General features: G+C 67.1%; 19 protein-coding genes. 9 read left to right on the forward strand and 10 right to left on the reverse strand.

Annotation, left to right across the window (positions count from 1 at the left end):
- Positions 1–4 precede the first annotated feature (4 nt).
- Together secF and fabV are read left to right on the forward strand one after the other, a co-directional pair.
- Complete coding sequence (gene secF / locus ACZK1G_RS09245; protein ID WP_101765305.1) at positions 5–985, forward strand: protein translocase subunit SecF; 981 nt, start codon at positions 5–7, stop codon at positions 983–985.
- Positions 986–1,702: 717 nt separating this feature from the next.
- A complete protein-coding gene (gene fabV, locus ACZK1G_RS09250) occupies positions 1,703–2,962 on the forward strand; it encodes an enoyl-ACP reductase FabV (protein WP_101765306.1) in 1,260 nt (419 codons plus the stop codon).
- 108 nt (positions 2,963–3,070) lie between these two features.
- Here fabV and ACZK1G_RS09255 read toward each other — a convergent pair whose 3' ends face one another.
- The 3 genes from ACZK1G_RS09255 to ACZK1G_RS09265 form a co-directional block, all read right to left on the reverse strand.
- Positions 3,071–5,140 carry an EAL domain-containing response regulator gene (locus tag ACZK1G_RS09255; RefSeq protein ID WP_042359143.1) on the reverse strand — a complete coding sequence of 690 codons (2,070 nt, stop codon included), beginning with the start codon at positions 5,138–5,140 and terminating at the stop codon, positions 3,071–3,073.
- Between the two features lie 91 nt (positions 5,141–5,231).
- On the reverse strand, positions 5,232–6,416 hold the full coding sequence (locus tag ACZK1G_RS09260) for a BaiN/RdsA family NAD(P)/FAD-dependent oxidoreductase (RefSeq protein ID WP_101765307.1): 1,185 nt from the start codon (positions 6,414–6,416) through the stop codon (positions 5,232–5,234).
- Positions 6,413–6,961: a YaeQ family protein gene (locus ACZK1G_RS09265; protein WP_101765308.1), complete on the reverse strand. Its 549-nt coding sequence runs from the start codon at positions 6,959–6,961 to the stop codon at positions 6,413–6,415. The genes ACZK1G_RS09260 and ACZK1G_RS09265 overlap by 4 nt, the downstream gene beginning before the upstream one ends.
- 124 nt (positions 6,962–7,085) lie before the next feature.
- Here ACZK1G_RS09265 and ACZK1G_RS09270 point away from each other — a divergent pair, with 124 nt between their 5' ends.
- Positions 7,086–7,955, forward strand: a complete 870-nt coding sequence (locus tag ACZK1G_RS09270; RefSeq protein WP_101765309.1) for a pseudouridine synthase — start codon at positions 7,086–7,088, stop codon at positions 7,953–7,955.
- Between the two features lie 13 nt (positions 7,956–7,968).
- Here the strand turns inward: ACZK1G_RS09270 and ACZK1G_RS09275 are convergent, their stop codons facing one another.
- Entirely contained in the window at positions 7,969–8,457 is a 489-nt protein-coding gene (locus ACZK1G_RS09275) for a YaiI/YqxD family protein (protein ID WP_049442805.1), read from the reverse strand.
- 302 nt (positions 8,458–8,759) lie between these two features.
- Between ACZK1G_RS09275 and ACZK1G_RS09280 the strand changes: the two genes are divergently transcribed.
- The 4 genes from ACZK1G_RS09280 (at position 8,760) to ACZK1G_RS09295 (ending at position 12,539) form a co-directional block, all read left to right on the forward strand.
- On the forward strand, positions 8,760–8,969 hold the full coding sequence (locus ACZK1G_RS09280) for a cold-shock protein (RefSeq protein WP_005416210.1): 210 nt from the start codon (positions 8,760–8,762) through the stop codon (positions 8,967–8,969).
- Positions 8,970–9,124: 155 nt separating this feature from the next.
- Positions 9,125–9,814 carry a glutathione S-transferase family protein gene (locus tag ACZK1G_RS09285; RefSeq protein ID WP_049442804.1) on the forward strand — a complete coding sequence of 230 codons (690 nt, stop codon included), beginning with the start codon at positions 9,125–9,127 and terminating at the stop codon, positions 9,812–9,814.
- 32 nt (positions 9,815–9,846) lie between these two features.
- A complete protein-coding gene (locus ACZK1G_RS09290) occupies positions 9,847–11,412 on the forward strand; it encodes a protein adenylyltransferase SelO (protein ID WP_197622244.1) in 1,566 nt (521 codons plus the stop codon).
- A gap of 590 nt (positions 11,413–12,002) precedes the next feature.
- The gene (locus tag ACZK1G_RS09295) at positions 12,003–12,539 is read left to right on the forward strand and encodes an adenine phosphoribosyltransferase (RefSeq protein ID WP_014036878.1); all 537 of its coding nucleotides are present in this window, start codon (positions 12,003–12,005) and stop codon (positions 12,537–12,539) included.
- Between the two features lie 174 nt (positions 12,540–12,713).
- On the opposite strand, the gene dbpA is transcribed toward ACZK1G_RS09295, so the two are convergent.
- The 4 genes from dbpA to ACZK1G_RS09315 all read right to left on the reverse strand — a co-directional run bounded on the left by dbpA (position 12,714) and on the right by ACZK1G_RS09315 (position 16,210).
- Entirely contained in the window at positions 12,714–14,090 is a 1,377-nt protein-coding gene (dbpA, locus tag ACZK1G_RS09300; RefSeq protein WP_049442802.1) for an ATP-dependent RNA helicase DbpA, read from the reverse strand.
- Between the two features lie 106 nt (positions 14,091–14,196).
- Entirely contained in the window at positions 14,197–14,469 is a 273-nt protein-coding gene (locus ACZK1G_RS09305) for a hypothetical protein (protein ID WP_101765311.1), read from the reverse strand.
- Positions 14,470–14,513: 44 nt separating this feature from the next.
- Entirely contained in the window at positions 14,514–15,056 is a 543-nt protein-coding gene (locus tag ACZK1G_RS09310) for a CbrC family protein (RefSeq protein WP_080347441.1), read from the reverse strand.
- 74 nt (positions 15,057–15,130) lie between these two features.
- On the reverse strand, positions 15,131–16,210 hold the full coding sequence (locus ACZK1G_RS09315) for a YeiH family protein (protein WP_049442800.1): 1,080 nt from the start codon (positions 16,208–16,210) through the stop codon (positions 15,131–15,133).
- Positions 16,211–16,312: 102 nt separating this feature from the next.
- Between ACZK1G_RS09315 and ACZK1G_RS09320 the strand changes: the two genes are divergently transcribed.
- Positions 16,313–17,188, forward strand: a complete 876-nt coding sequence (locus ACZK1G_RS09320; RefSeq protein ID WP_049442799.1) for a LysR substrate-binding domain-containing protein — start codon at positions 16,313–16,315, stop codon at positions 17,186–17,188.
- 224 nt (positions 17,189–17,412) lie between these two features.
- Positions 17,413–19,293 (forward strand): ATP-binding cassette domain-containing protein, encoded by a 1,881-nt coding sequence (locus ACZK1G_RS09325; protein ID WP_101765312.1) that lies wholly within the window; start codon positions 17,413–17,415, stop codon positions 19,291–19,293.
- A 356-nt stretch (positions 19,294–19,649) separates the two neighbouring features.
- Here the strand turns inward: ACZK1G_RS09325 and ACZK1G_RS09330 are convergent, their stop codons facing one another.
- Together ACZK1G_RS09330 and ACZK1G_RS09335 are read right to left on the reverse strand one after the other, a co-directional pair.
- A complete protein-coding gene (locus ACZK1G_RS09330; RefSeq protein ID WP_005416218.1) occupies positions 19,650–20,111 on the reverse strand; it encodes a c-type cytochrome in 462 nt (153 codons plus the stop codon).
- A 9-nt stretch (positions 20,112–20,120) separates the two neighbouring features.
- Positions 20,121–20,510, reverse strand: coding sequence for a c-type cytochrome (locus ACZK1G_RS09335; RefSeq protein ID WP_005413034.1), 390 nt, complete (start codon positions 20,508–20,510; stop codon positions 20,121–20,123).
- Positions 20,511–20,596 lie beyond the last annotated feature (86 nt).

A 20,596-nucleotide genomic window follows, 5' to 3' on the forward strand; every position in this document is an offset into this window, starting at 1 on the left:
GCACATGAAACTGTTTCCGCTGCACATCCTCCCGAACGACACCAAGATCGACTTCATGCGCTGGCGCCATGTCGCGATGGTCGTCACGGTCATCGTGTTCCTGGCCTCGGTCGCCATCATCGGCGTCAAGGGCTTCAACTACGCCCTGGACTTCACCGGCGGCACCCTGATCGAAGCCCGCTTCGACAAGGCCGTGGACGTCGAGCAGGTCCGCACCAAGCTCGAGCAGAGCGGCTTTGAGGGCGCGCAGGTGCAGAGCGTCGGTGGCAACACCGACCTGCTGATCCGCCTGGCCCCGCATGGCGAGCACGCTGCCGGTACCGGCGACGCCGCGCACGAGGACAAGGCCACCGCCGCCGCCGTGGTAAAGGCACTGTCCACCGCCGACAATCAGGCCACCGTGCTCCGCAACGAGTTCGTGGGTCCGCAGATCGGCAAGGACCTGGCGATGAATGGCCTGTATGCCACCATCTTCATGCTGGCCGGCTTCCTGATCTACATCGCGGTGCGCTTCGAATGGAAGTTCGCGGTCACCGCCAGCATCGTGGCGATGTTCGACCTGATCGTGACGGTGGCTTACGTGTCCCTGCTGGGCCGTGAGTTCGACCTGACCGTGCTGGCCGGCCTGCTGTCGGTGATGGGCTTTGCGATCAACGATCTGATCGTGGTCTTCGACCGCGTCCGTGAGAACTTCCGCAGCCTGCGCGTGGACTCGATGGAAGTGCTGAACCGTTCGATCAACCAGACGCTGTCGCGTACGGTGATCACCGCGGTGATGTTCTTCCTGTCGGCACTTGCCCTGTACATGTACGGCGGCAGCTCGATGGAAGGCCTGGCCGAGACGCACATGATCGGTGCGGTGATCGTGGTGCTGTCCTCGATCCTGGTGGCGGTGCCGATGCTGACGATCGGTTTCCTGCGCGTCAGCAAGCAGGACCTGCTGCCGAAGGCCAAGGACGTCGAGGCCCTGGCCCGTCGCCCGTAAGCATTCGCGCTGCACGCAACACACAGAGAACCCCGCGCAAGCGGGGTTTTTTGTTGGCAGGGCTTGCAGCCCTGCACCTGCGGTAGTGCCGGCCGCTGGCCGGCAGCAACAGCAACAGCAACAGCAACAGCGTGCATTCCGTGGGATGGCGGGGCGGTGCCGGAGTGCGGGGACGCCGCAAGTACGTCCCTGTAGGCTTGGCAGCCGCATCCATGCGGCTGACACCCCGCACTCCGACACCGCCCCACCTCTGACAGATTCCGTGTGCTGTCGGTAGGTGTCGACCTTGGTCGACACATCGGTCAGATATCGAGCAATCCAGATGGGGTCAGATCCGTTTTCCAGAGGAAAACGGATCTGACCCCAAGAACTGTCCTGACAGATCGCGGAAAACTGTCGAAGGCGGGGTGGGTCCGGTTGCGGGGGTGTCCGCGGCATGGATGCCGCGGCCAAGCCCCCATGGATGGGTTCACGGCGTCCCCCGCAACCGGACCCACCCCGCCGATCCTCAGGAATCCAGCTTTTGACGTTGCTTCCGCCCTGGCCGTTGCTTCGGCCGGTGCAGGGTGCAACCCTGCAAAACAAACTCCACCCTACGCCGCCGTCGGTTGTGCATTCGTGCCCCGCGCACTACGATCCTGCGGTTCGCGCGCGCAGGCGCGCACCCGTATTCCTGCTGAGCGCCCCGTGCGCCGCATCTGCCAACCCGAGGTATCCATGGTCATCAAACCGCGCGTCCGCGGCTTCATCTGCGTCACCACCCACCCGACCGGCTGCGAGGCCGCGGTCAAGCAGCAGATCGACTACATCCGCGCGCGCCCGCCGATCCAGAACGGCCCGAAGCGCGTGCTGGTGATCGGCGCCTCCACCGGCTACGGCCTGGCTGCACGCATCACTGCCGCCTTCGGCAGCGGCGCCGCTACCCTCGGCATCTTCTTCGAACGCCCGGGCAGCGAGACCAAGCCGGGTACTGCGGGTTGGTACAACTCGGCTGCGTTCCACAAGTACGCCGAGGAAGCCGGCCTGTACGCCAAGAGCATCAACGGCGATGCCTTCTCCGATGAAGTGAAGGCGAAGACCATCGAAATGATCAAGGCCGATCTCGGCCAGGTCGACCAGGTCGTCTACAGCCTGGCGGCGCCGCGCCGCAAGCACCCGAAGACCGGCGAGATCATCAGCTCCACGCTGAAGCCGATCGGCGAGCCGATCACCCTGCGTGGCCTGGATACCGACAAGGAAGTGCTGACCGAGACCCACCTGCAGCCGGCGACCCCGGAAGAAATCGCCGGCACCGTCGCGGTGATGGGGGGCGAGGACTGGCAGATGTGGATCGATGCGCTGGCCGATGCCGGCGTGCTGGCCAACGGCTGCACCACCACTGCCTTCACCTACGTGGGCGAAGAGATCACCCAGGCGATCTACTGGAATGGCTCGATCGGTGCCGCCAAGAAGGACCTGGACACCAAGGTGCTGGGCCTGCGCGAGAAGCTGGCCAGGATCGGCGGCGACGCACGCGTATCGGTGCTGAAGGCGGTAGTCACCCAGGCCAGCTCGGCGATTCCGACCATGCCGCTGTACCTGTCGCTGCTGTTCAAGGTGATGAAGGAAAAGGGCACTCACGAAGGCTGCATTGAACAGCTCGACGTGCTGTACGACATCCTCTACGGCGGCAAGGCCGAGGGCGTGGCGGTCGATCGCCTGCGTCACGATCTGGTTGACGGCGAGGGCCATACCGTCGCGCTGGTCGACGAGGAAGGCCGCCTGCGTGCCGACTACAAGGAAATGGCTGCGGACGTGCAGGGCAAGGTGGTGGCGCTGTGGCCGCAGGTCACCAACGAGAACCTGTACGAGATCAGCGACCTGGCCGGCTACAAGGCTGACTTCCTGCGCCTGTTCGGCTTTGGCGTGGAAGGCGTCGACTACGAGGCCGACGTCAATCCGGACGTGAAGATCGAAAATCTGGTCGACATGACCTGATCAACGAAAAGGCCGGCGAATGCCGGCCTTCTCGTTTGGTAGTGCCGGCCGCTGGCCGGCAACCCCGGGTACCAGAGGCTGCCGGCCAGCGGCCGGCACTACCCTCGGTCACCCGAACTCGAAGCCCATCTCCGGCAGCGCGGGGCCGACGAAGTCGCCCTGCACGTAATCCACGCCGGCACTGAACAGCAGCGTCATCGAATTGGCATCGCTGACGAACTCGGCAATGGTGCGGATGCCGGCTTCCTGCGCGCGCGCGGTGATCTGGCTGATGCGGTCGATGTTCTCACGCGTGGCCGCCAGGTCGCTGGTGAAACCGCGGTCCAGCTTGAGGAACTGCGGCTGGAAGTGGGCCAGCAGCTGGAACGAATCCAGTCCCGAACCGAACTGCTCCAGGCCGATGCGGCAGCCCAGCGGTGCCACTTCGGCAAGGAACTGCTGCGCACTGCGCAGGTGGGTGAATACCTTCGCCTCCGGCGCATGCAGCCAAAGCCGTTCGCCGGGCACGCCCTGTGCCTGCAGTTCGCGGCGCAGGGTGGCGATCATCTGCGGATCGTCGAACGACTCCGGCGTCACCTTCACCAGCACCTGGGTGGCGTTGCCTTCGCGTGCGCGCTGGCCAAGCACCGCGATGGCCTGCGAAACCACCCAGCGGTTGATGTCGGCCAGCAGGCCGTGTTCCTCGGCGATGCCCAGGAACGCGGTCGGGCTCAGCAGCTCGCCGTTGTTCTCCAGGCGCAGGTAGGCCTCGTACAGCTCCAGCGGCTCGCCCTGCAGGTTCAGCACCGGCTGGTAGTGCAGCTGGAAGCCGTCGCCGGCCAGCGCCTCGCGGATGCGCGCAACCCAGCGCTGCACACGTTCCTCCTCGACGCGGTCGGCGGCAGCCGGGTCGAAGATGCGGCAGGTGTTGCCCAGCTCCGCGGCGGCCTGGGTGCACTCGCTGGCGCGCGCCAGCACCTGGCCGATGCTGGCGATCTTCTCGCCCACCTGCACGCCACCGATGCTGACCGTCACCGTGGCCGAGCGTGCGCCGATGCTGAAGACGTGTGCCGCGTAGGCTTCGCGGATGCGCTCGGCCAGCGCCACGGTCTGCGCGTAGGGCCCGGCCTGCAGTACAGCGAAATTGTGCTCGCCGAAGCGGGCCAGCTGTGCGTCCTCGCCGACCACCTCGGCCAGCAGGCCAGCGAGCGCGCCGATCAGGGTGTCGGCCGACGCCAGGCCGATGTCCGGCAGCAGGCGCGCGTAGTGGTCCGGCTCGATCAGCAGCAGGCCGAACTGGCCCTCGCTGCGCCCGGCCTGGGCCACCGCGCTTTCCAGCTGCAGCATGAAAGTCGGGCGATTGAGCAGGCCGGTGACCTGGTCGCGCTGGCGCAGGTCCTCGACCTCGCGTGCCAGCTCGGGGTCGAACTCCATGCGGCGGCGGAGCACCACCTGCAGGCAGGACTCGCCTTCGTAGGTGGCAGCGGCAAACTCCATCGTCGCCGGGAACGCACTGCCGTCCTCGTGGCGCGCGTCGAGCTGGTACTGCGGCGGCGGCGCCTCGCCACGGCTGAGGCCCTTCAGCAGCTGCTTGAAGCCCTCCACGTGCTGGGCGGCGACCATGTCCAGCAGCGAAATGCCTTCGATGTCGTCGAAATGCTCGTAGCCGAACATCTCCAGGTAGGCGTCGTTGGCGCGGATGTGCATGCCTTCATGCACGTAGGCGATGGGGTCGCGCGAGGAGGCGATCAGCGCGTCGCAGCGGCGCTCGGTCTCGCGCATCTGCGCCTCGATGCGGCGCAGGCCGCGACGCGCCTGCAGGTCCACCCACTGGTCGCGGACCACGGCGAGCAGGTGCTCGGGGCGCTGGCGCAGGGCGAGGGCGCGGATGCCATGGCTGCTGGCCTGCACCAGTTCGTCCTCGTCGATGCGCTCGGCCAGCAGCACCAGCGGGATGTCCTTGCCGCTGGCGGCGATGTGCTGGGCCGCCAGCTGCAGCGGGATGCCCTGCGAAGGCGAGGCCAGCACCAGGTCGATGGCCTGGCTGGTCAGCACCTGGGCCAGCTCAGCCGCGTCCTGCGGGCGCCACGGGCGTACCGCGATGCCGCTGTTGCGCAGGGTGCTGACGATGGCTTCGGCATTCTCGCCGCTGTCATCGACGATCAGCAGGCGGATGGTGATGTCGTTCGCGTTCTGCATGCACTGCTCCCCAATCTGCGAATCTAGATACACGATGCGCGGCGAACCGTCCATGCGCGCACCCCTTGCGCGCGTCGAACGGCGAAGTGGTTCACACCACGCCGCCCGCTGCATGGCCGCTGGCCCAGGCCCATTGGAAGTTGTAGCCGCCCAGCCAGCCGGTCACGTCCAGCACCTCGCCAACGAAGTGCAGGCCGGGTACGCGCTTGGATTCCATCGTCGAGGATGACACTTCGGCGGTGTCCACGCCGCCCAGGGTGACCTCGGCGGTGCGGTAGCCTTCGGTGCCGCTGGCCACCAGCGGGAATGCGCCCAGCAGCTGCGCGGCCTGGCGCAGCACCGGCTCGTCCAGCTGGCGCACCGGGCGGTCGGGCAGCCAGTGCTCGCACAGGCGCTGCGCCAGCCGCTTCGGCAGTACCTCGCCCAACACGGTGCGCAGCTCGGCGGCGGGGCGGTCGCGCTTCATCTGGCGCAGCCACTCGCCGGCATCCTGGCCGGGCAGCAGGTCCAGCTCCAGCGCATCGCCGGGCTGCCAGAACGAAGAAATCTGCAGGATGGCCGGGCCGCTTACGCCACGGTGGGTCAGCAGCATGAAGTTCTGGAAGCTCTTGCCGTTGCAGCGTGCCTCGATCGGCAGCGCCACGCCGCTGAGGTCGGCCAGCCGCTCCTGGTGCTTGCCGCTGAGGGTCAGCGGCACCAGGCCGGCGCGGGTCGGCAATACCTGATGGCCGAACTGGCGGGCCACTTCATAACCAAAGCCGCTGGCACCCATGCTGGGAATCGACAGGCCACCGCTGGCAACCACCAGCGAGGCGCAGTGGAACAGGCCCTGCGTGGTGTGCACGCGGAAGCCATCGCTGCCATGCTCGATGCGCTGCACGCTGCAGTCGGTACGGATCTGCACGCCCGCCGCCTGGCATTCGTCCACCAGCATCTTCACGATCTGCTTGGACGAGACATCGCAGAACAGCTGCCCCAGTTCCTTTTCGTGATAGGCGATGCGGTGCTTGTGCACCAGCTCGATGAAGTGCCAGGGCGTGTAGCGGGCCAGTGCCGACTTGCAGAAGTGCGGGTTGGCCGACAGGAAGTTGGCCGGCGTGGTGCCGGTGTTGGTGAAGTTGCAGCGGCCACCGCCGGACATCAGGATCTTCTTGCCGACCTTGTTGGCATGGTCGATCACCTGCACCTGGCGGCCGCGCTGGCCGGCAGTGATCGCGGTCATCAGCCCGGCTGCGCCGGCACCGATGACCACCACATCGCAACGGATGGTGCTCATGCCTTGGCGCGCTTGCGCCAGTTCGGGATCACATCGAGCTGGATCTGGTCGTTGAGCAGCTGCACTTCGCCGTCCTGGATCAGCACGCTCCAACGCATGGCGCGCTGGATCTGCTGGCCCCAGCGCTCGACGAATTCGCCGTCCAGATCGACCACCGAGAGGTTGTCGAAGCGCGCCAGGCCCTTGCCCTGCTTGCCCCACCAGATCTCCGAGGCGTTGCCGCCGTAGTTGACCACCTGCACCTGGCGGCTGCGGTTGCAGGCCTTGCGGATGCGCGATTCGTCCGGATGGCCCAGGTCGATCCACTGCAGGATGTCGCCGGTGTAGTCGTGTTCCCACAGATCGGGTTCGTCATCGGTGCTCAGGCCGCGGCCGAACTCCAGGCGGTCGCCGGCGTTCAGCGCGAAGGCGAGCAGGCGCACCATCAGGCGCTCGTCGGTCTCGGACGGATGCTGGGCCAGGGTCAGGTTGTGGGTCGCGTAATAGCCGCGATCCATGTCGCTGATCTGCAGTTCGGCCTTGCGGATGGTGGCGGTAAGAGCCATGGGGGATCCGTGGACTAAAGACGACAATGATAGAGGTTTGCTCCGGGGGTGTCCGTGGCTGGGCTGTCTGCATGCCGTCAACGGTGGCACTCTTGCGCTCTTTTCCGTGGCCGGAGTGGACGCCATGAGCTTGCCCAGCCGCCTGCAGCTGCCGCCCGGCCACTGGCCCAGCCTGCTCGATGGCCTGTGCGCGCGTTTCCCGCGCATCGACCGCGTGCAATGGCAGGACCGTTTCGCCCGTGGCCGCGTGCAGGATGCGCAGGGCAGGGCACTGGCGCCGGACATGCCCTGGCAGGTGGGGCTGGAAATCCAGTACTTCCGCGAGGTGGCCGACGAGCCGGTGATCCCCTTCACCGAAACCCTCGTCCATCTGGATGCGCACCTGCTGGTCGCCGACAAGCCGCACTTCCTGCCGGTGACACCCGCGGGTGGGCATGTGCGCGAGACGCTGCTGGCGCGGCTGGTCGCCCGCACCGGCAATGCCGATCTGGTGCCGCTGCACCGGCTGGATCGGCTGACGGCCGGGTTGGTGCTGTTCTCGACCCAGCGTGCGTCGCGCGATGCTTACCAGCGCCTGTTCCGTGAGCGGCGCATCGAAAAGACCTATGAAGCCCTGGCACCGGCGCTGCCCGCGCGGGAGTTCCCGTTGCAGCGGGACAGCCGCCTGGTGCCGGGCGAGCCGTTCTTCCGCATGGCCGAAGTGTCCGGCGAGCCCAATGCGCGCAGCCGGATCGAGCTGATCGAGGCCGAAGGGCCGATCTGGCGCTACCGGCTGCTGCCGGAGACCGGCCGCAAGCATCAGTTGCGCGTGCACATGGCGATGCTGGGGGCGCCGATCGTGGGTGACGATCTGTACCCGCAGCTTCGGCAGCGTCCGCCGAACGTCGCCGAGGCGCCGCTGCAGCTGCTGGCGCGGGCCCTGGCCTTCGACGACCCATTGAGCGGCGAACGACGGGTGTTCAGCAGCGGCCGCAGCCTGAGCCTGCTGGCTTAGGCCGGCCAGGCGCTCAGCGGGCCGGGCGTCGCGCCAGCCAGCGGTCCAGCTCGGCGGCGAACAGCTGCCGGTCGCGGGGTCCCAGCGGCGGCGGTCCACCGGTCTGGACCCCGGCGCCGCGCAGTTCCTCCATGAAATTACGCATCGACAGCCGCTCGGCCATGTTGTTAGGTGTGTACAACTGGCCGCGCGGGTTCAGCGCGACGGCCTTCTTCTCCAGCACCAGCGCGGCCAGCGGGATGTCCTGGGTGACCACCAGGTCGCCCGCGGCGACCCGCTCGACGATGGTGCTGTCGGCCACGTCCAGCCCCTGCGGCACCTGGATCGAGCGCAGCCAGCGCGAGGGCGGGGTACGGATCCACTGGTTGGCGACCAGGGTCAGTTCGATCCCGACCCGTTCAGCTGCACGGAACAGGATGTCGCGAATGACGGTGGGACAGGCGTCGGCATCCACCCAGATGCGGGGGGAGGCGTGTTCAGCGGGGGTTTCAGCTTCAGTCATTTACCCAGTGTAGGGTAGGAAAAACCTGAATGGGGACTCGGAGTTAGGCGCGAAAGGCTGCCAACCCTTGTCACGCCTAGCGGGTGACGTATTCCCATGAACGTCGGGACTATCGCTTTTTGCAGAAAACACGCGTATCGTGCGACCCACTGTGTTTGCTAGGGTCACCGTGAATCGTGGCCTGGTGCAGTTGATCTCACGATCCGCTCATCGATCCGCTTTACCAACGCCTGCAACTCAGTCTCGGCCCCGATACCCGGTGGCTGCGATTTTTTTCAACATGTGTTTCAGGAGTTAGTAAAATGTCTGAACGTCAGACCGGCACCGTCAAGTGGTTCAACGACGCCAAGGGCTTCGGCTTCATCACCCCGGAAAGCGGCCCGGACCTGTTCGTGCACTTCCGCGCGATCCAGGGCACCGGCTTCAAGACCCTGCAGGAAGGCCAGAAGGTTACCTTCATCGCCGTCCAGGGTCAGAAGGGTATGCAGGCTGACCAGGTGCAGGCGGTCTAATCCGTCTGCTACCGTTGGGTAGCCAGAACGCCGGAAGCGAAAGCTTCCGGCGTTTTTTATTGCCCGCCGTTCTGTAGAGTCGAGCATGGCGCGACTCTACAAAGGACATGCAGCCGGCGCGGTACGATGCGCGTCTCCCCAAGGGATCACCCCCCATGCGCATCGTCCACCACCTGGAAAACTCCCGTTCGCTGCGCGTGCTGTGGATGCTGGAGGAGCTGGGGTTGGACTACGAACTGCGCCGCTATCCGCGGGATCCGAAGACGCTGCTGGCGCCGCCGGAACTGCGCAACGTGCATCCGCTCGGCAAGTCGCCGGTACTGCAGGATGGTGAGCTGGTACTGGCCGAGTCCGGCGCGATCCTCGACTACCTCGCTGACCGTTACGACACGCAACGCCAGCTGTCGCCGTCACCGATGCCGGCCGACGGGGCTGAACGCATCGCTTACCGTTACTGGCTGCACTACGCCGAAGGCTCGGCGATGCCGCCGTTGCTGCTGACCCTGGTGATGGGCCGCATCCGCAACGCGCCGATGCCGTTCTTCGCGCGCCCGATCGCACGCAGCATTGCCGACAAGGCCGAGCGCGGCTTCATCGGTCCACAGCGGCGGCTGCACCTGGAGTGGATGGAGCGCCGTCTGGCCGAAAGCCCGTGGTTCGCCGGCGAGCGCTTCAGTGCGGCCGACATCCAGATGAGCTTCCCGATCCAGGCCGCTGCCGCGCGTGGCGGTGGTCTCGACGACAAGCCGGCGCTGCGCGGCTTCCTCAAGCGTATCGGTGAGCGCCCGGCCTACCAGCGTGCCGAGGCCCACGGCGGCCACCTGCAGGCGCTCAGCGGCAATTGAGGCGGGCGGCCGTCGCCCCCATCTTCAGCACCATGGATACCGACAGCCCCCGTTTCGACAACCGCCTGCTGCATACCCTCCCGGGCGACCCCGAGTCCGGCCCGCGTTGCCGCGACGTGCTGGGCGTGGCCTGGTCACCGGTGATGCCGACCCCGGTGGCGGCGCCCACGCTGCTGGCCTGGTCGCCGGAGGTGGCCACGCTGCTGGGTTTCGATGCCGCTGACGTCGAAAGCGAAGGTTTCGCGCGTGTATTCGGTGGCAACGCACTGTATGCAGGCATGCAGCCATGGGCCGCCAACTACGGTGGCCATCAGTTCGGCCACTGGGCCGGGCAGCTCGGCGATGGCCGCGCGATCTCGCTGGGCGAGCTGGTCGCACCGGATGGCCACCACTGGGAGCTGCAGCTGAAGGGGGCCGGACCGACGCCGTATTCACGCGGCGCCGATGGGCGCGCAGTGCTGCGCTCGTCGATCCGCGAATTCCTGTGCAGCGAGGCGATGCACCACCTGGGTGTGCCAACAACCCGCGCGTTGTCGCTGGTCGGTACCGGCGAGGACGTCGTGCGTGACATGTTCTATGACGGCCACCCGCGTGCCGAGCCTGGTGCCATCGTGTGCCGGGTCTCGCCGTCGTTCCTGCGTTTCGGTTCGTTTGAACTGCCGGCCTCGCGCGGTGAAACCGCCCTGCTGCAACAGCTGGTGGACACCTGCATCGCCCGTGATTTCCCCGAGCTGGAGGGTCAGGGCGAGGCGCTGTACGGCGACTGGTTTGCGCAGGTCGCGGTGCGCACGGCCGAGATGATCGCGCACTGGATGCGCGTCGGCTTCGTGCATGGCGTGATGAACACCGACAACCTGTCCGTGCTCGGCCTGACGCTGGATTACGGCCCCTATGGCTGGGTCGAGGACTTCGATCCGGACTGGACACCGAACACCACCGACGCACAAGGTCGTCGCTACCGCTTCGGTACCCAGCCGCAGGTGGCGTACTGGAACCTGAGCCGACTGGCGCAGGCGTTGTCGCCATTGTTTGCCGATGTCGCACCGCTGCAGGCGGGCCTGGCGGCGTACCAGTCCACCTTCGTGGCCTGCACGCGCCGCGACGCTGCAGCGAAGCTGGGGCTGGGTGCGGCCGACGATGACGACCTGCAGCTCTACCAGCGCTGGCAGCAGCTGATGCAGGAGGGTGCGATGGACATGACCCTGGCCTGGCGCGCGCTGATGCGTATCGATCCGGCGGCACCGGATGCGGCGCTGCTGGACGCGGTGTACTACGACCAGGCGCGCCAGCAGGCGGTGCAGGCGCCGTTGCAGCACTGGCTGCAGGATTACGCGGCGCGCCTGCGCCGCGATCCGCTGTCGGCCAGCGAACGCCAGGCGAAGATGGCCGCGGCCAATCCGCTGTATGTGTTGCGCAACTGGCTGGCGCAGGAAGCCATCGATCGTGCAGAGCAGGGCGACCTCGATGGCGTTCACGCACTGCAGGACGTGCTGCGCGACCCGTACACCGAGCGCGCCGGGCTGGAGCACTTCGCCGGCAAGCGCCCGGCGTGGGCGGACAATCGGGCCGGTTGCTCGATGCTGTCCTGCAGCTCCTGAGGGTGGGTTTCGGCAGGGCTGCGCCCTGCACCCGCAGAGGCCAGGTCAACGACCAGAGCAAAAGCTGGATTCCGTGGTTTGGCGGGGCGGTGTCGGAGTGCGGGGACGCCGCAAGTACGTCCCTGTAGGCTTGGCAGCCGCATCCATGCGGCTGACACCCCGCACTCCGACACCACCCCACCTCCGACAGATTCCCGCTGCTGTGGGTGGGTGTCGACCTTGGTCGACACGGTAGATCCACGCCATGCGTGGATGCTTTTCGTTCAATTCTCGAAATATTTGATTTCGATAGAGACCCATCCACGCATGGCGTGGATCTACGACAGATCGCAGAAAACTGTCGAAGGCGGGGTGGGTCCGGTTGCGGGGGCGTGAGCCGCATGGATGCGGCGACCGAGCCTACATGGATGTATTTACGGCGTCCCCCGCAACCGGACCCACCCCGCCATCCCTCGGAATGCGGCTTTTGCTTTCGCCTTTGCTTGCGCGGTGGCCTCTGCAGGTGCCGGGCGCAGCCCGGCCGACACCCCCATCAGGCAGGCGGCGCCCGGAACAGGTACCCTATGCCGCCATCAGATAGCCAATGTGACATGACCGACGCCATCGTCGCTCCGCAGTGGGCCTCCCGCCTGCGCGACATCGCCGACTTCCCCAAGCCCGGCATCCTGTTCAAGGACATCATGCCGCTGCTCGCCCACGGCGAGGACTTCCGCGGCGCGATCACCGCGATGGCCGACCGCTGGCGCGACCAGAAGCTGGACGCCGTGGTCGGCATCGAATCGCGTGGGTTCATCCTCGGTGCCGCGATGGCGCTGGAGCTGGGCGTGGGCTTCGTGCCGGTGCGCAAGCCGGGCAAGCTGCCGGGCCAGGTGCTGCGCGAGGAATACACGCTGGAATACCGCAGCGACTGCATCGAAGTGCATGCCGATGCGCTGCCGGCCGGCGCCCGCGTCGCGATCATCGACGACGTGCTGGCCACTGGCGGCACGCTGGTCGCTGCGCTGTCGCTGGTGCGCCGCCTGGGCGTTGAGGTGGTCGGTGCCGGCGTGCTGGTCGAGCTCGACGGCCTCGGCGGCCGCGCCCGCTGGGAAGCGGAACTGCCGCTGCATACCGAACTGGTGTTCTGATCGAAGGGCGGGTGCCAACCAAGGTTGGCATCTACCAGAGCGAATGGCCGGGAGCCGGTGGTTGCCAACCTTGGTTGGCATCGCCTTTCGCAACCGACGCCATGGACGGGCCAGCCAAGGTTGGCCGCTACCAGGCCAGGTCGTTGCCAGCCGTGGCTGGCAACGCTGCTTCAATCACATCATCCGCACGCGGAAACGACGGCCCTTGATCTTGCCGGCTTCCAGTTTCGCCACGGCCTTGTTGGCCTGCTCACGCGCGATCGCCACATAGGAGCGGGTCGGGAAGATCGCGATCTTGCCGATGAACTTGCTCGACAGCCCGGCGTCGCCGGTCAGTGCGCCGAGGATGTCGCCCGGGCGCAGCTTGTCGGTCTTGCCGCCGTCGATGCGCAGGGTGCGCATCGCCGCCTGCGGCAGCTCGGCCGGGCGCGAGGTCGCCAGCGGCGTCTTCTGCCAGTCCAGCGGCTGCCCCATCTGCGCTTCGATGGCTTCGGCGCGGGTCTTCTCGCGGCCGGCCACCAGGCTGATCGCCAGGCCACTGGCACCGGCACGACCGGTACGGCCGACGCGGTGCTGGTAGCTCTCCACATCGGTCGGCAGCTCGTAGTTGATCACCGCCGCCAGCTCTTCCACGTCCAGGCCGCGTGCGGCGACGTCGCTGGCCACCAGCACGTTGCAGCTGCGGTTGGCCAGCAGCAACAGCACTTCCTCGCGGTCGCGCTGTTCCATGTCGCCATGCAGGGCCAGTGCCGAGAAGCCGAACTGCTGCAGCGAGTTGGCCACTTCGTCCACGTCCTTGCGGGTGTTGCAGAACACCACCGCCGATTCCGGCGTGTACTTCAGCAGCAGGCCAGCCAGCGCCTTCTGGCGGTGCGCCGGTTCCACCTCGCAGAACAGATGGCGGATGGCCGGGGCCTGGTCGGCACCCTCCACGGTCACTTCCACTGCGTCGCGCAGCAGGTCACGCGCCATGGCGCGGATGCTGTCGGGGAAGGTGGCGGAGAACAGCAGGCTCTGGCGATCCTTGTGGGTGCGGCCGGCGATCTCGCGGATCGGCTCTTCGAAGCCCATGTCGAGCATGCGGTCGGCCTCATCCAGCACCAGCGTGCGCACCGCGCCCAGGTTCAGCGCGCGCTTGCGTGCCAGTTCCTGCACGCGGCCGGGCGTGCCGACCACCACATGCGGATCGTGGCCTTCCAGCGACGCCAGCTGCGGGCCCAGCGGCACGCCGCCAACCAGCAGCAGCAGCTTCAGGTTGGGAATGCCGGTGGCCAGCTTGCGGATCTGCTTGCCGACCTGGTCGGCCAGTTCGCGGGTCGGGCACAGCACCAGCGCCTGCACGCGGATCAGGCTGGGGTCGATGGCCTGCAGCAGGCCCAGGCCGAAGGCGGCGGTCTTGCCGCTGCCGGTCGGCGCCTGTGCGATCACATCGCGGCCATCGAGGATGGCCGGCAGGCTCTGCGCCTGCACGGGGGTGAGGGTGGTGTAGCCGAGGGCATCCAGGCCGGGCTGCAGGGCCGGGCTCAGCGGCAGGGTCGAGAAGTCAGTCATGGCGCATTGTACCCGTCCGGAAGGCTGGTCCCCTCGGCCTTTTTCACCCGCTCAGGGCGTGCGATCCAGTAGATCCACGCCATGCGTGGATGACACTGTCCATCCTTCAGTGCAGCCCGAGGGCCATCAGCCGTACGGCCATCGCCTGCAGCTGCTCCTGGGTGGCCGGTTTTCCGGCGACCCGGGGTTCCAGCAGCAGCTGATGGAACCACGGGTTGGCGTGCCGCGTGTCGAAGTCGAACGAACAGGTTGCCTGCTCGCCCATCTCCGCCTGCACGATCCCGATCAGCATGTCTTCGGCTTCATCGACATTGCCTGGCCCGTAGCGGTCATCCAGCAGGCGCAAGGGGATCTGCAGCAGGGCGGCGGAGGCGGGCATGCCTCAAGTCTAGCGGCCCATGTCGGGCCTGCGCAGGAGAAGGTTCAGGCCGAGTCAACATGGAACTGAACCAGGCCACAGTGCAGGCACTCGAACATATAGAAGCCGATATCTGCACCGGGCGTGTAGTCGCTGGCCAGATCCCACCAGGCCGCCTCGTCGGCGTCGTTGATCGCGCACCATGCCGCGATGCTCGCTGCCGAGGCCTGAGTCACCTGCTCCAGGGTGGCGTCGCCCAGGAATCGGCAGACATCGCTGCAATGTGCCAGCCACGTTTCCCCCTGGAAACTGGCATAGCCCGGCGTGCGCAGGGACAGCTCTTCCAGCGCGGCTTCAGGGACGCTTTCGTCGATATCCAGGCGGCAGGCAAACGCCACATGCAACGCCGACGCGGCGCGGCCATCGGCAATGCACCAAGGGCAGATCTGCTCTGAGTAATCTACGCGCCCTGCGTGGATGGCATCGTGCAGATACACATACCCACGCGCCTGCTGGCAGACCCTGCAGGTGGTAGTGGAGGGCGCCACGTTGCCCGTCGCAACCGGGTCCGGATGGTAACGGAAGCTCGGAAGGTGATGGATGGTCATGTCGTCCGTGTCGACCAGCGCAGGGTGCGTTCTTTTACGATCTGCGGATGGATTCGGCAAGCGGGGAGTGGCGATCAGCCAAGCACCGCCAACACACCCTGATGGATCGCCAGGCCACCGAACAGCAGCCAGGCGAACAGGATCAGCGCCAGCAGCAGCGGCTTCAGCCCGGCCTGGCGCAGCGCCGAGACGTGGGTGGTCAGGCCCAGCGCGGCCATCGCCATCGCCAGCAGCACGGTATCCAGCTGCACCAGCCCCGCCTGCAGGCCGGCCGGCAGCAGGTGCAGCGAGTTGAACCCGGCCACCGCCACGAAACCGAACGCGAACCACGGCACCACGATGCGCGCCTTGCTGCCATCGGCACTGGCCTTGCCGCCACGCGCCAGCCACAGCGACAGCGCGACCAGGAACGGCGCCAGCAGCATCACCCGCACCATCTTGGTGATCACCGCGGTATCGGCCGCCGTTTCGTTGACCGCGCGGCCGGCCGCCACCACCTGTGCCACTTCATGCACCGTCGCACCGGTGAACAGGCCGTACTGCTGCGCGTCCATCGCCAGCCAGCCGTGCGATTGCACCAGCGCATACAAGGCGGGGTACAGGAACATCGCCAGCGTGCCGAACACCACTACCGTAGAGACCGCGACGGTGACCTGCGCAGCGCGGCCGCGCACCACCGGTTCGGCGGCCATCACCGCCGCCGCGCCGCAGATCGCACTGCCGGCGCCGATCAGCATGGCCGCTTCGCGCTCCATCTTGAACACGCGCATGCCCAGCCAGCAGGCCAGGCCGAAGGTGCTGGCGACCACCAATACGTCCATCAGCACGCCTGTGACGCCGACATGGCCGATGTCCTGGAAGGTCAGGCGCAGGCCGTACAGCACGATGCCGGCGCGCAGCAGCCAGTGCTTGGAGAAGCCGACACCGGCCGCGCTGCTCGGTGCCAGCCGCGGGTAGAAGGTGTTGCCGACCACGATGCCGGCGACGATGGCCACGGTCAGCGCGCTCAGGCCGTGCGCCTGAAGCCAGGGAAGCTCGGCCAGGTACAGCGACGCCGCGGCGATCAGGCCCACCAGCAGCAGGCCGGGCAGGCGCGGCTGCCAGCGTTGGCGCAGGGCGGGCAGGGACCAGGAGGAGAGAGCGGGGGCGTTCATGGCAAGGGTAGGGCTGGAGTGATAGGGCAAGCGTGCACCTGGGACGATGACCTGTAAAACGAATAATATGGGTGAAACCTACCCATCAAGAAGGTAAGCGCCATGCGCCTGACCTTGCGCCAGTTGCAGGTCTTCGTCGCTATCGCCGACCACGGCAGCACCACTGCCGCCGGTCAGGCCATCGCACTTTCGCAGTCGGCCAGCAGCGCCGCCCTGCAGGAGCTGGAAGCGCACTTCGGCACGCCGTTGTTCGACCGCATCGGTCGCCGCCTGGCCCTGAACGGCCACGGCCGCGCGCTGCTGGAACCGGCGCGCACGTTGCTGGTCAATGCTGCCGACCTGGAGCGGCAGCTGGCCGCTGGCGGCGACCCGTCGCAGGGTGCACCGCTGCGGCTGGTGCTGGCGGCCAGTACCACCATCGGCAACTACCTGTTGCCGCCGCGCATCGCCGATCTGCTGCGGCAGGCGCCGCAGGCCGAAGTCGACCTGCGCATCGACAACAGTGCCGGCGTGGTTGCCGCCGTGCAGCGCCTGGACGTCGACGCCGGCCTGATCGAAGGCCCGTGCCATGAACGTGGCCTGCAGGTGACCGCCTGGCAGCAGGATCCTCTGGTGATCGTCGGCGCCGCCGACGCTGCCGCGCGCTGGTCGCTGGACGAACTGCGCCGCGCCCGCTGGCTGCTGCGCGAGCCCGGCTCCGGCACCCGCGAAGCCGTGGAGCAGGCGCTGTTGCCGCACCTGCGCGGCTTCGCCCAGACCCTGCAGCTGGGCAATACCGAAGCGATCAAGCAGGCCGCCATCGCCGGCCTCGGCCTGGCCTGCCTCTCCCGCCACGCGCTGGAAGAGCCCCTGGCCCTCGGCCGCCTGCGCGTGTTGGAGACCCCGCTGCCCGCCCTGCAGCGCACCCTGTGGCTGGTACGCCACCCCGGCAAGCAATGGCTGCCGGGGTTGCAGGCGTTGCTGGGGGAGGTGGGGTAAGCCATCAGATTCCCAGTCGATTCCCTCCATCGACCCTTCTTGTAGCGCTCATCCACGCATGGCGTGGATCTACCGTGTCGACCAAGGTCGACACCCACCAGAGCAGAATGCCGTTCCGACAGACCAGCTTCTGCCGTTGCCGTTGAGGTTGCCGGCCAGCGGCCGGCACTACCGCGGGTGCCGGGTGCAACCCGGCCGACGCCCCCAACCCGTACAATATCCGGATGCCTCTGATTACCCTACAGAACGTCGACTTCAGCGTCGGCGGCCCGTTGTTGCTGGAAAAGGCCGAACTGTCGATCGAGCCGGGCGAACGCATCGCCCTGATCGGCCGCAACGGCGCCGGCAAATCCACCCTGCTCAAGCTGCTGTCCGGCGACCACAAGCCCGATGACGGCGAAGTCCGCGTGCAGCAGGGCGTGCGCGTCACCCGCCTGGAGCAGGAAGTGCCACACGGCGCCGCCGGCTCGGTGTTCGACGTCGTCGCCGATGGCCTCGGCGAACTGGGCCAGTGGCTGGCCGAGTTCCACCACCTCAGCCATGCCGAGGTCTTCGACGGCGAAGCGCTCGGCAACGTGCAGGCCAAGATCGACGCCGCCAACGGCTGGGGCCTGGACCAGCGCGTCAGCGAAACCCTGACCAAGCTCGACCTCGACGGCGAGGCCGAGTTCGGCCGCCTGTCCGGCGGCATGAAGCGCCGCGTGCTGCTGGCCCGTGCGCTGGTGTCCAGCCCCGACGTGCTGCTGCTGGACGAACCGACCAACCACCTGGACATCGAGGCCATCGACTGGCTCGAGGCGTTCCTGAAGGGCTGGAGCGGCAGCGTGGTGTTCGTCACCCACGACCGTCGCTTCCTGCGTGCACTGGCCACCCGCATCGTCGAGATCGACCGCGGCCAGGTCACCAGCTGGCCGGGCGACTGGGCCAACTACGAGCGCCGCCGCGAGGAACGCCTCAATGCGCAGGCGCAGGAAAACGCCCGCTTCGACAAGCTGCTGGCGCAGGAAGAAGTCTGGATCCGCCAGGGCATCAAGGCGCGCCGTACCCGCGACGAAGGCCGCGTACGTCGCCTGAAGGCGATGCGCACTGAACGTTCGCAGCGCCGTGACCTCAGCGGCAACGTCAAGATGGAAGCCGCGCAGGGCGTCAGCTCCGGCAAGAAGGTCATCGACGTCAAGGACATTTCGTTCGCCTTCGGCGAGCGCACCATGGTCCGCGATTTCACTACCACCATCCTGCGTGGCGACCGCATCGGCCTGATCGGTCCCAACGGCAGTGGCAAGACCACGCTGCTGAAGCTGCTGCTGGGCGAACTGCAGCCGGCCAAGGGTGAGGTCAACGCCGGTACCAACCTGCAAATCGCGTATTTCGATCAGTACCGCGCGGTGCTGCGCGAAGACTGGAGCGCGATCGAGAACGTCGCCGAAGGCCGTGATTTCCTCGAGTTCAACGGCAAGCGCAAGCACGTGCATGCCTACCTGCAGGACTTCATGTTCACCCCCGAGCGCGCGCGCGCGCCGATCACCCGCCTGTCCGGCGGCGAGCGCAACCGCCTGCTGCTGGCCAAGCTGTTCGCGCAGCCGTCCAACCTGCTGGTGATGGACGAACCGACCAACGACCTCGACGTGGAAACCCTGGAGCTGCTGGAAGAGCTGCTGGGCGAGTACACCGGCACCCTGCTGCTGGTCAGCCACGACCGTGACTTCATCGACAACGTGGTGACGTCCACGCTGGTGATGGAAGGCGACGGCGTGATCGGTGAGTACGTCGGTGGCTACAGCGACTGGCAGCGCTATGCAGCCAGCGTGGCTGCGCCTGCCGCGGCCCCGGCAGCCAAGCCGGCGGCTGCTGCACCGGCCGCCACGGCCGCTGCTCCGGCTGCGCCCAAGCGCAAGCTGGCCTACAAGGAAGCGCGCGAACTGGAGCAGCTGCCGAAGACCATCGAGAAGCTGGAAGGCGATGTCGAAGGGCTGACCTCGGCGATGAACGACCCGTCGTTCTACACCCGCAGCAGTGCCGAAGTGACCGCGCACACCCAGCAGCTGGCCAAGGTGCAGGCCGAGCTGGATGCCGCGTACGCGCGCTGGGAAGAACTGGAAGGCTGAGCGTCTGCCACGGCCGTCTCGCCCGGCGGGCGGCTGTGGCTTTTGATCTGATTCCGCCTTGAAGCGAGCCGAGCACCGCAGGTCCGGCGAGGGCGAAGAGGCGCGGGTGTCTGAGCGCAGCGAGTTCCCGCGGCGTCCCTCGGTGGGCCGAGGAGCGCAGGGTACCGGTGCGTAGCATCGGCTCGCGGGCGGCGGAGCGTTTCTTTTGGTTACTTTTCTTTGCGCGCACCGCACTGCAGGAGCAGGGTGGAACGGCATAGCCGGCCCGCAGGGTGACGCACAAGGATGTGCGTCATCAAGAAAAGTAACGCCCATGAACGCATCAGATTGCAGAAGTCATGATCCGCGCAGAGCGGTCATTTAACCCCGTGCAGATCCCGCAGCTGGCTCGGCCGGCTGCCGAAATATGCGGCCAGATCGGCAATGTCCTGATCACTCAGGTCCTTCGCCTGCGGCGTCATCAGCGCATGCTGGCGGTCACCGGCGCGGTAGGCCTGCAGCGCGTGCGCCAGGTAGTCACCGTACTGGCCACCCAGTTTCGGATAGGTCGGATCAATCGGCGCATTGCCGTCGGCCCCGTGGCAGTCGATGCAGCTCTGGTTGGTGGCCTTGCCTTTCACCTTGGCGCGGGCTTCACCGGCGGCCTCGCGGCCTGCCGGCAGGCCGGCGGAGGACGAAGAACCGTGTTCGCCGCTGGCATGGCCCGGGTCGGCGGCGGATTTCTCGCTGTTTTCCACCTGCGACTGCGAACAGGCGGCCAGCAGCAGGGCAACGGACAGGGCGATGGCGTGACGCATCGGATGCGCGGCTTTCGACATGGGCGGGCCTTACTTGACGGTGGACAGGTAAACAGAGAGATCGGCGATCTCCTGTTCGCTGAAACTCATCGACTGCGCCTGCATCGTCGGATGCCGGCGCTTGCCCTGGCGGTACTCGGTCAGGGCCTGGGCCAGGTACTGCTGGGTCTGGCCGCCGATCTTCGGCACCCGGTAACTGGGGTAGGCGTTCTTGTAGCCGGTGATGCCGTGGCAGCCCTGGCAGGTGTAGGCCAGCACGCGGCCATTATCGAAGTTGCCGGTGGGTGCGGCGGGCGCCGGCGCAGCGGCGGGAGCCGGGGCCGGAGCGGGTGTGGCAGGAGCAGGAGCGGGCTGTGCGGCGGCCCCAAGGGGCAGGAGGACGGCCAGAGCGAGACAAGCGGCGAGCGGCTGCGGGCGCATGGTGTCGTTTCCGGGGATTCGGGTCTGGTCGTTCCGGCGTGGGGTACGGAACGCCCCGAGTATAGCCTCAGGTTTCATCTAGCTGA

The organism is Stenotrophomonas sp. 109824_Sma (assembly GCF_056480025.1).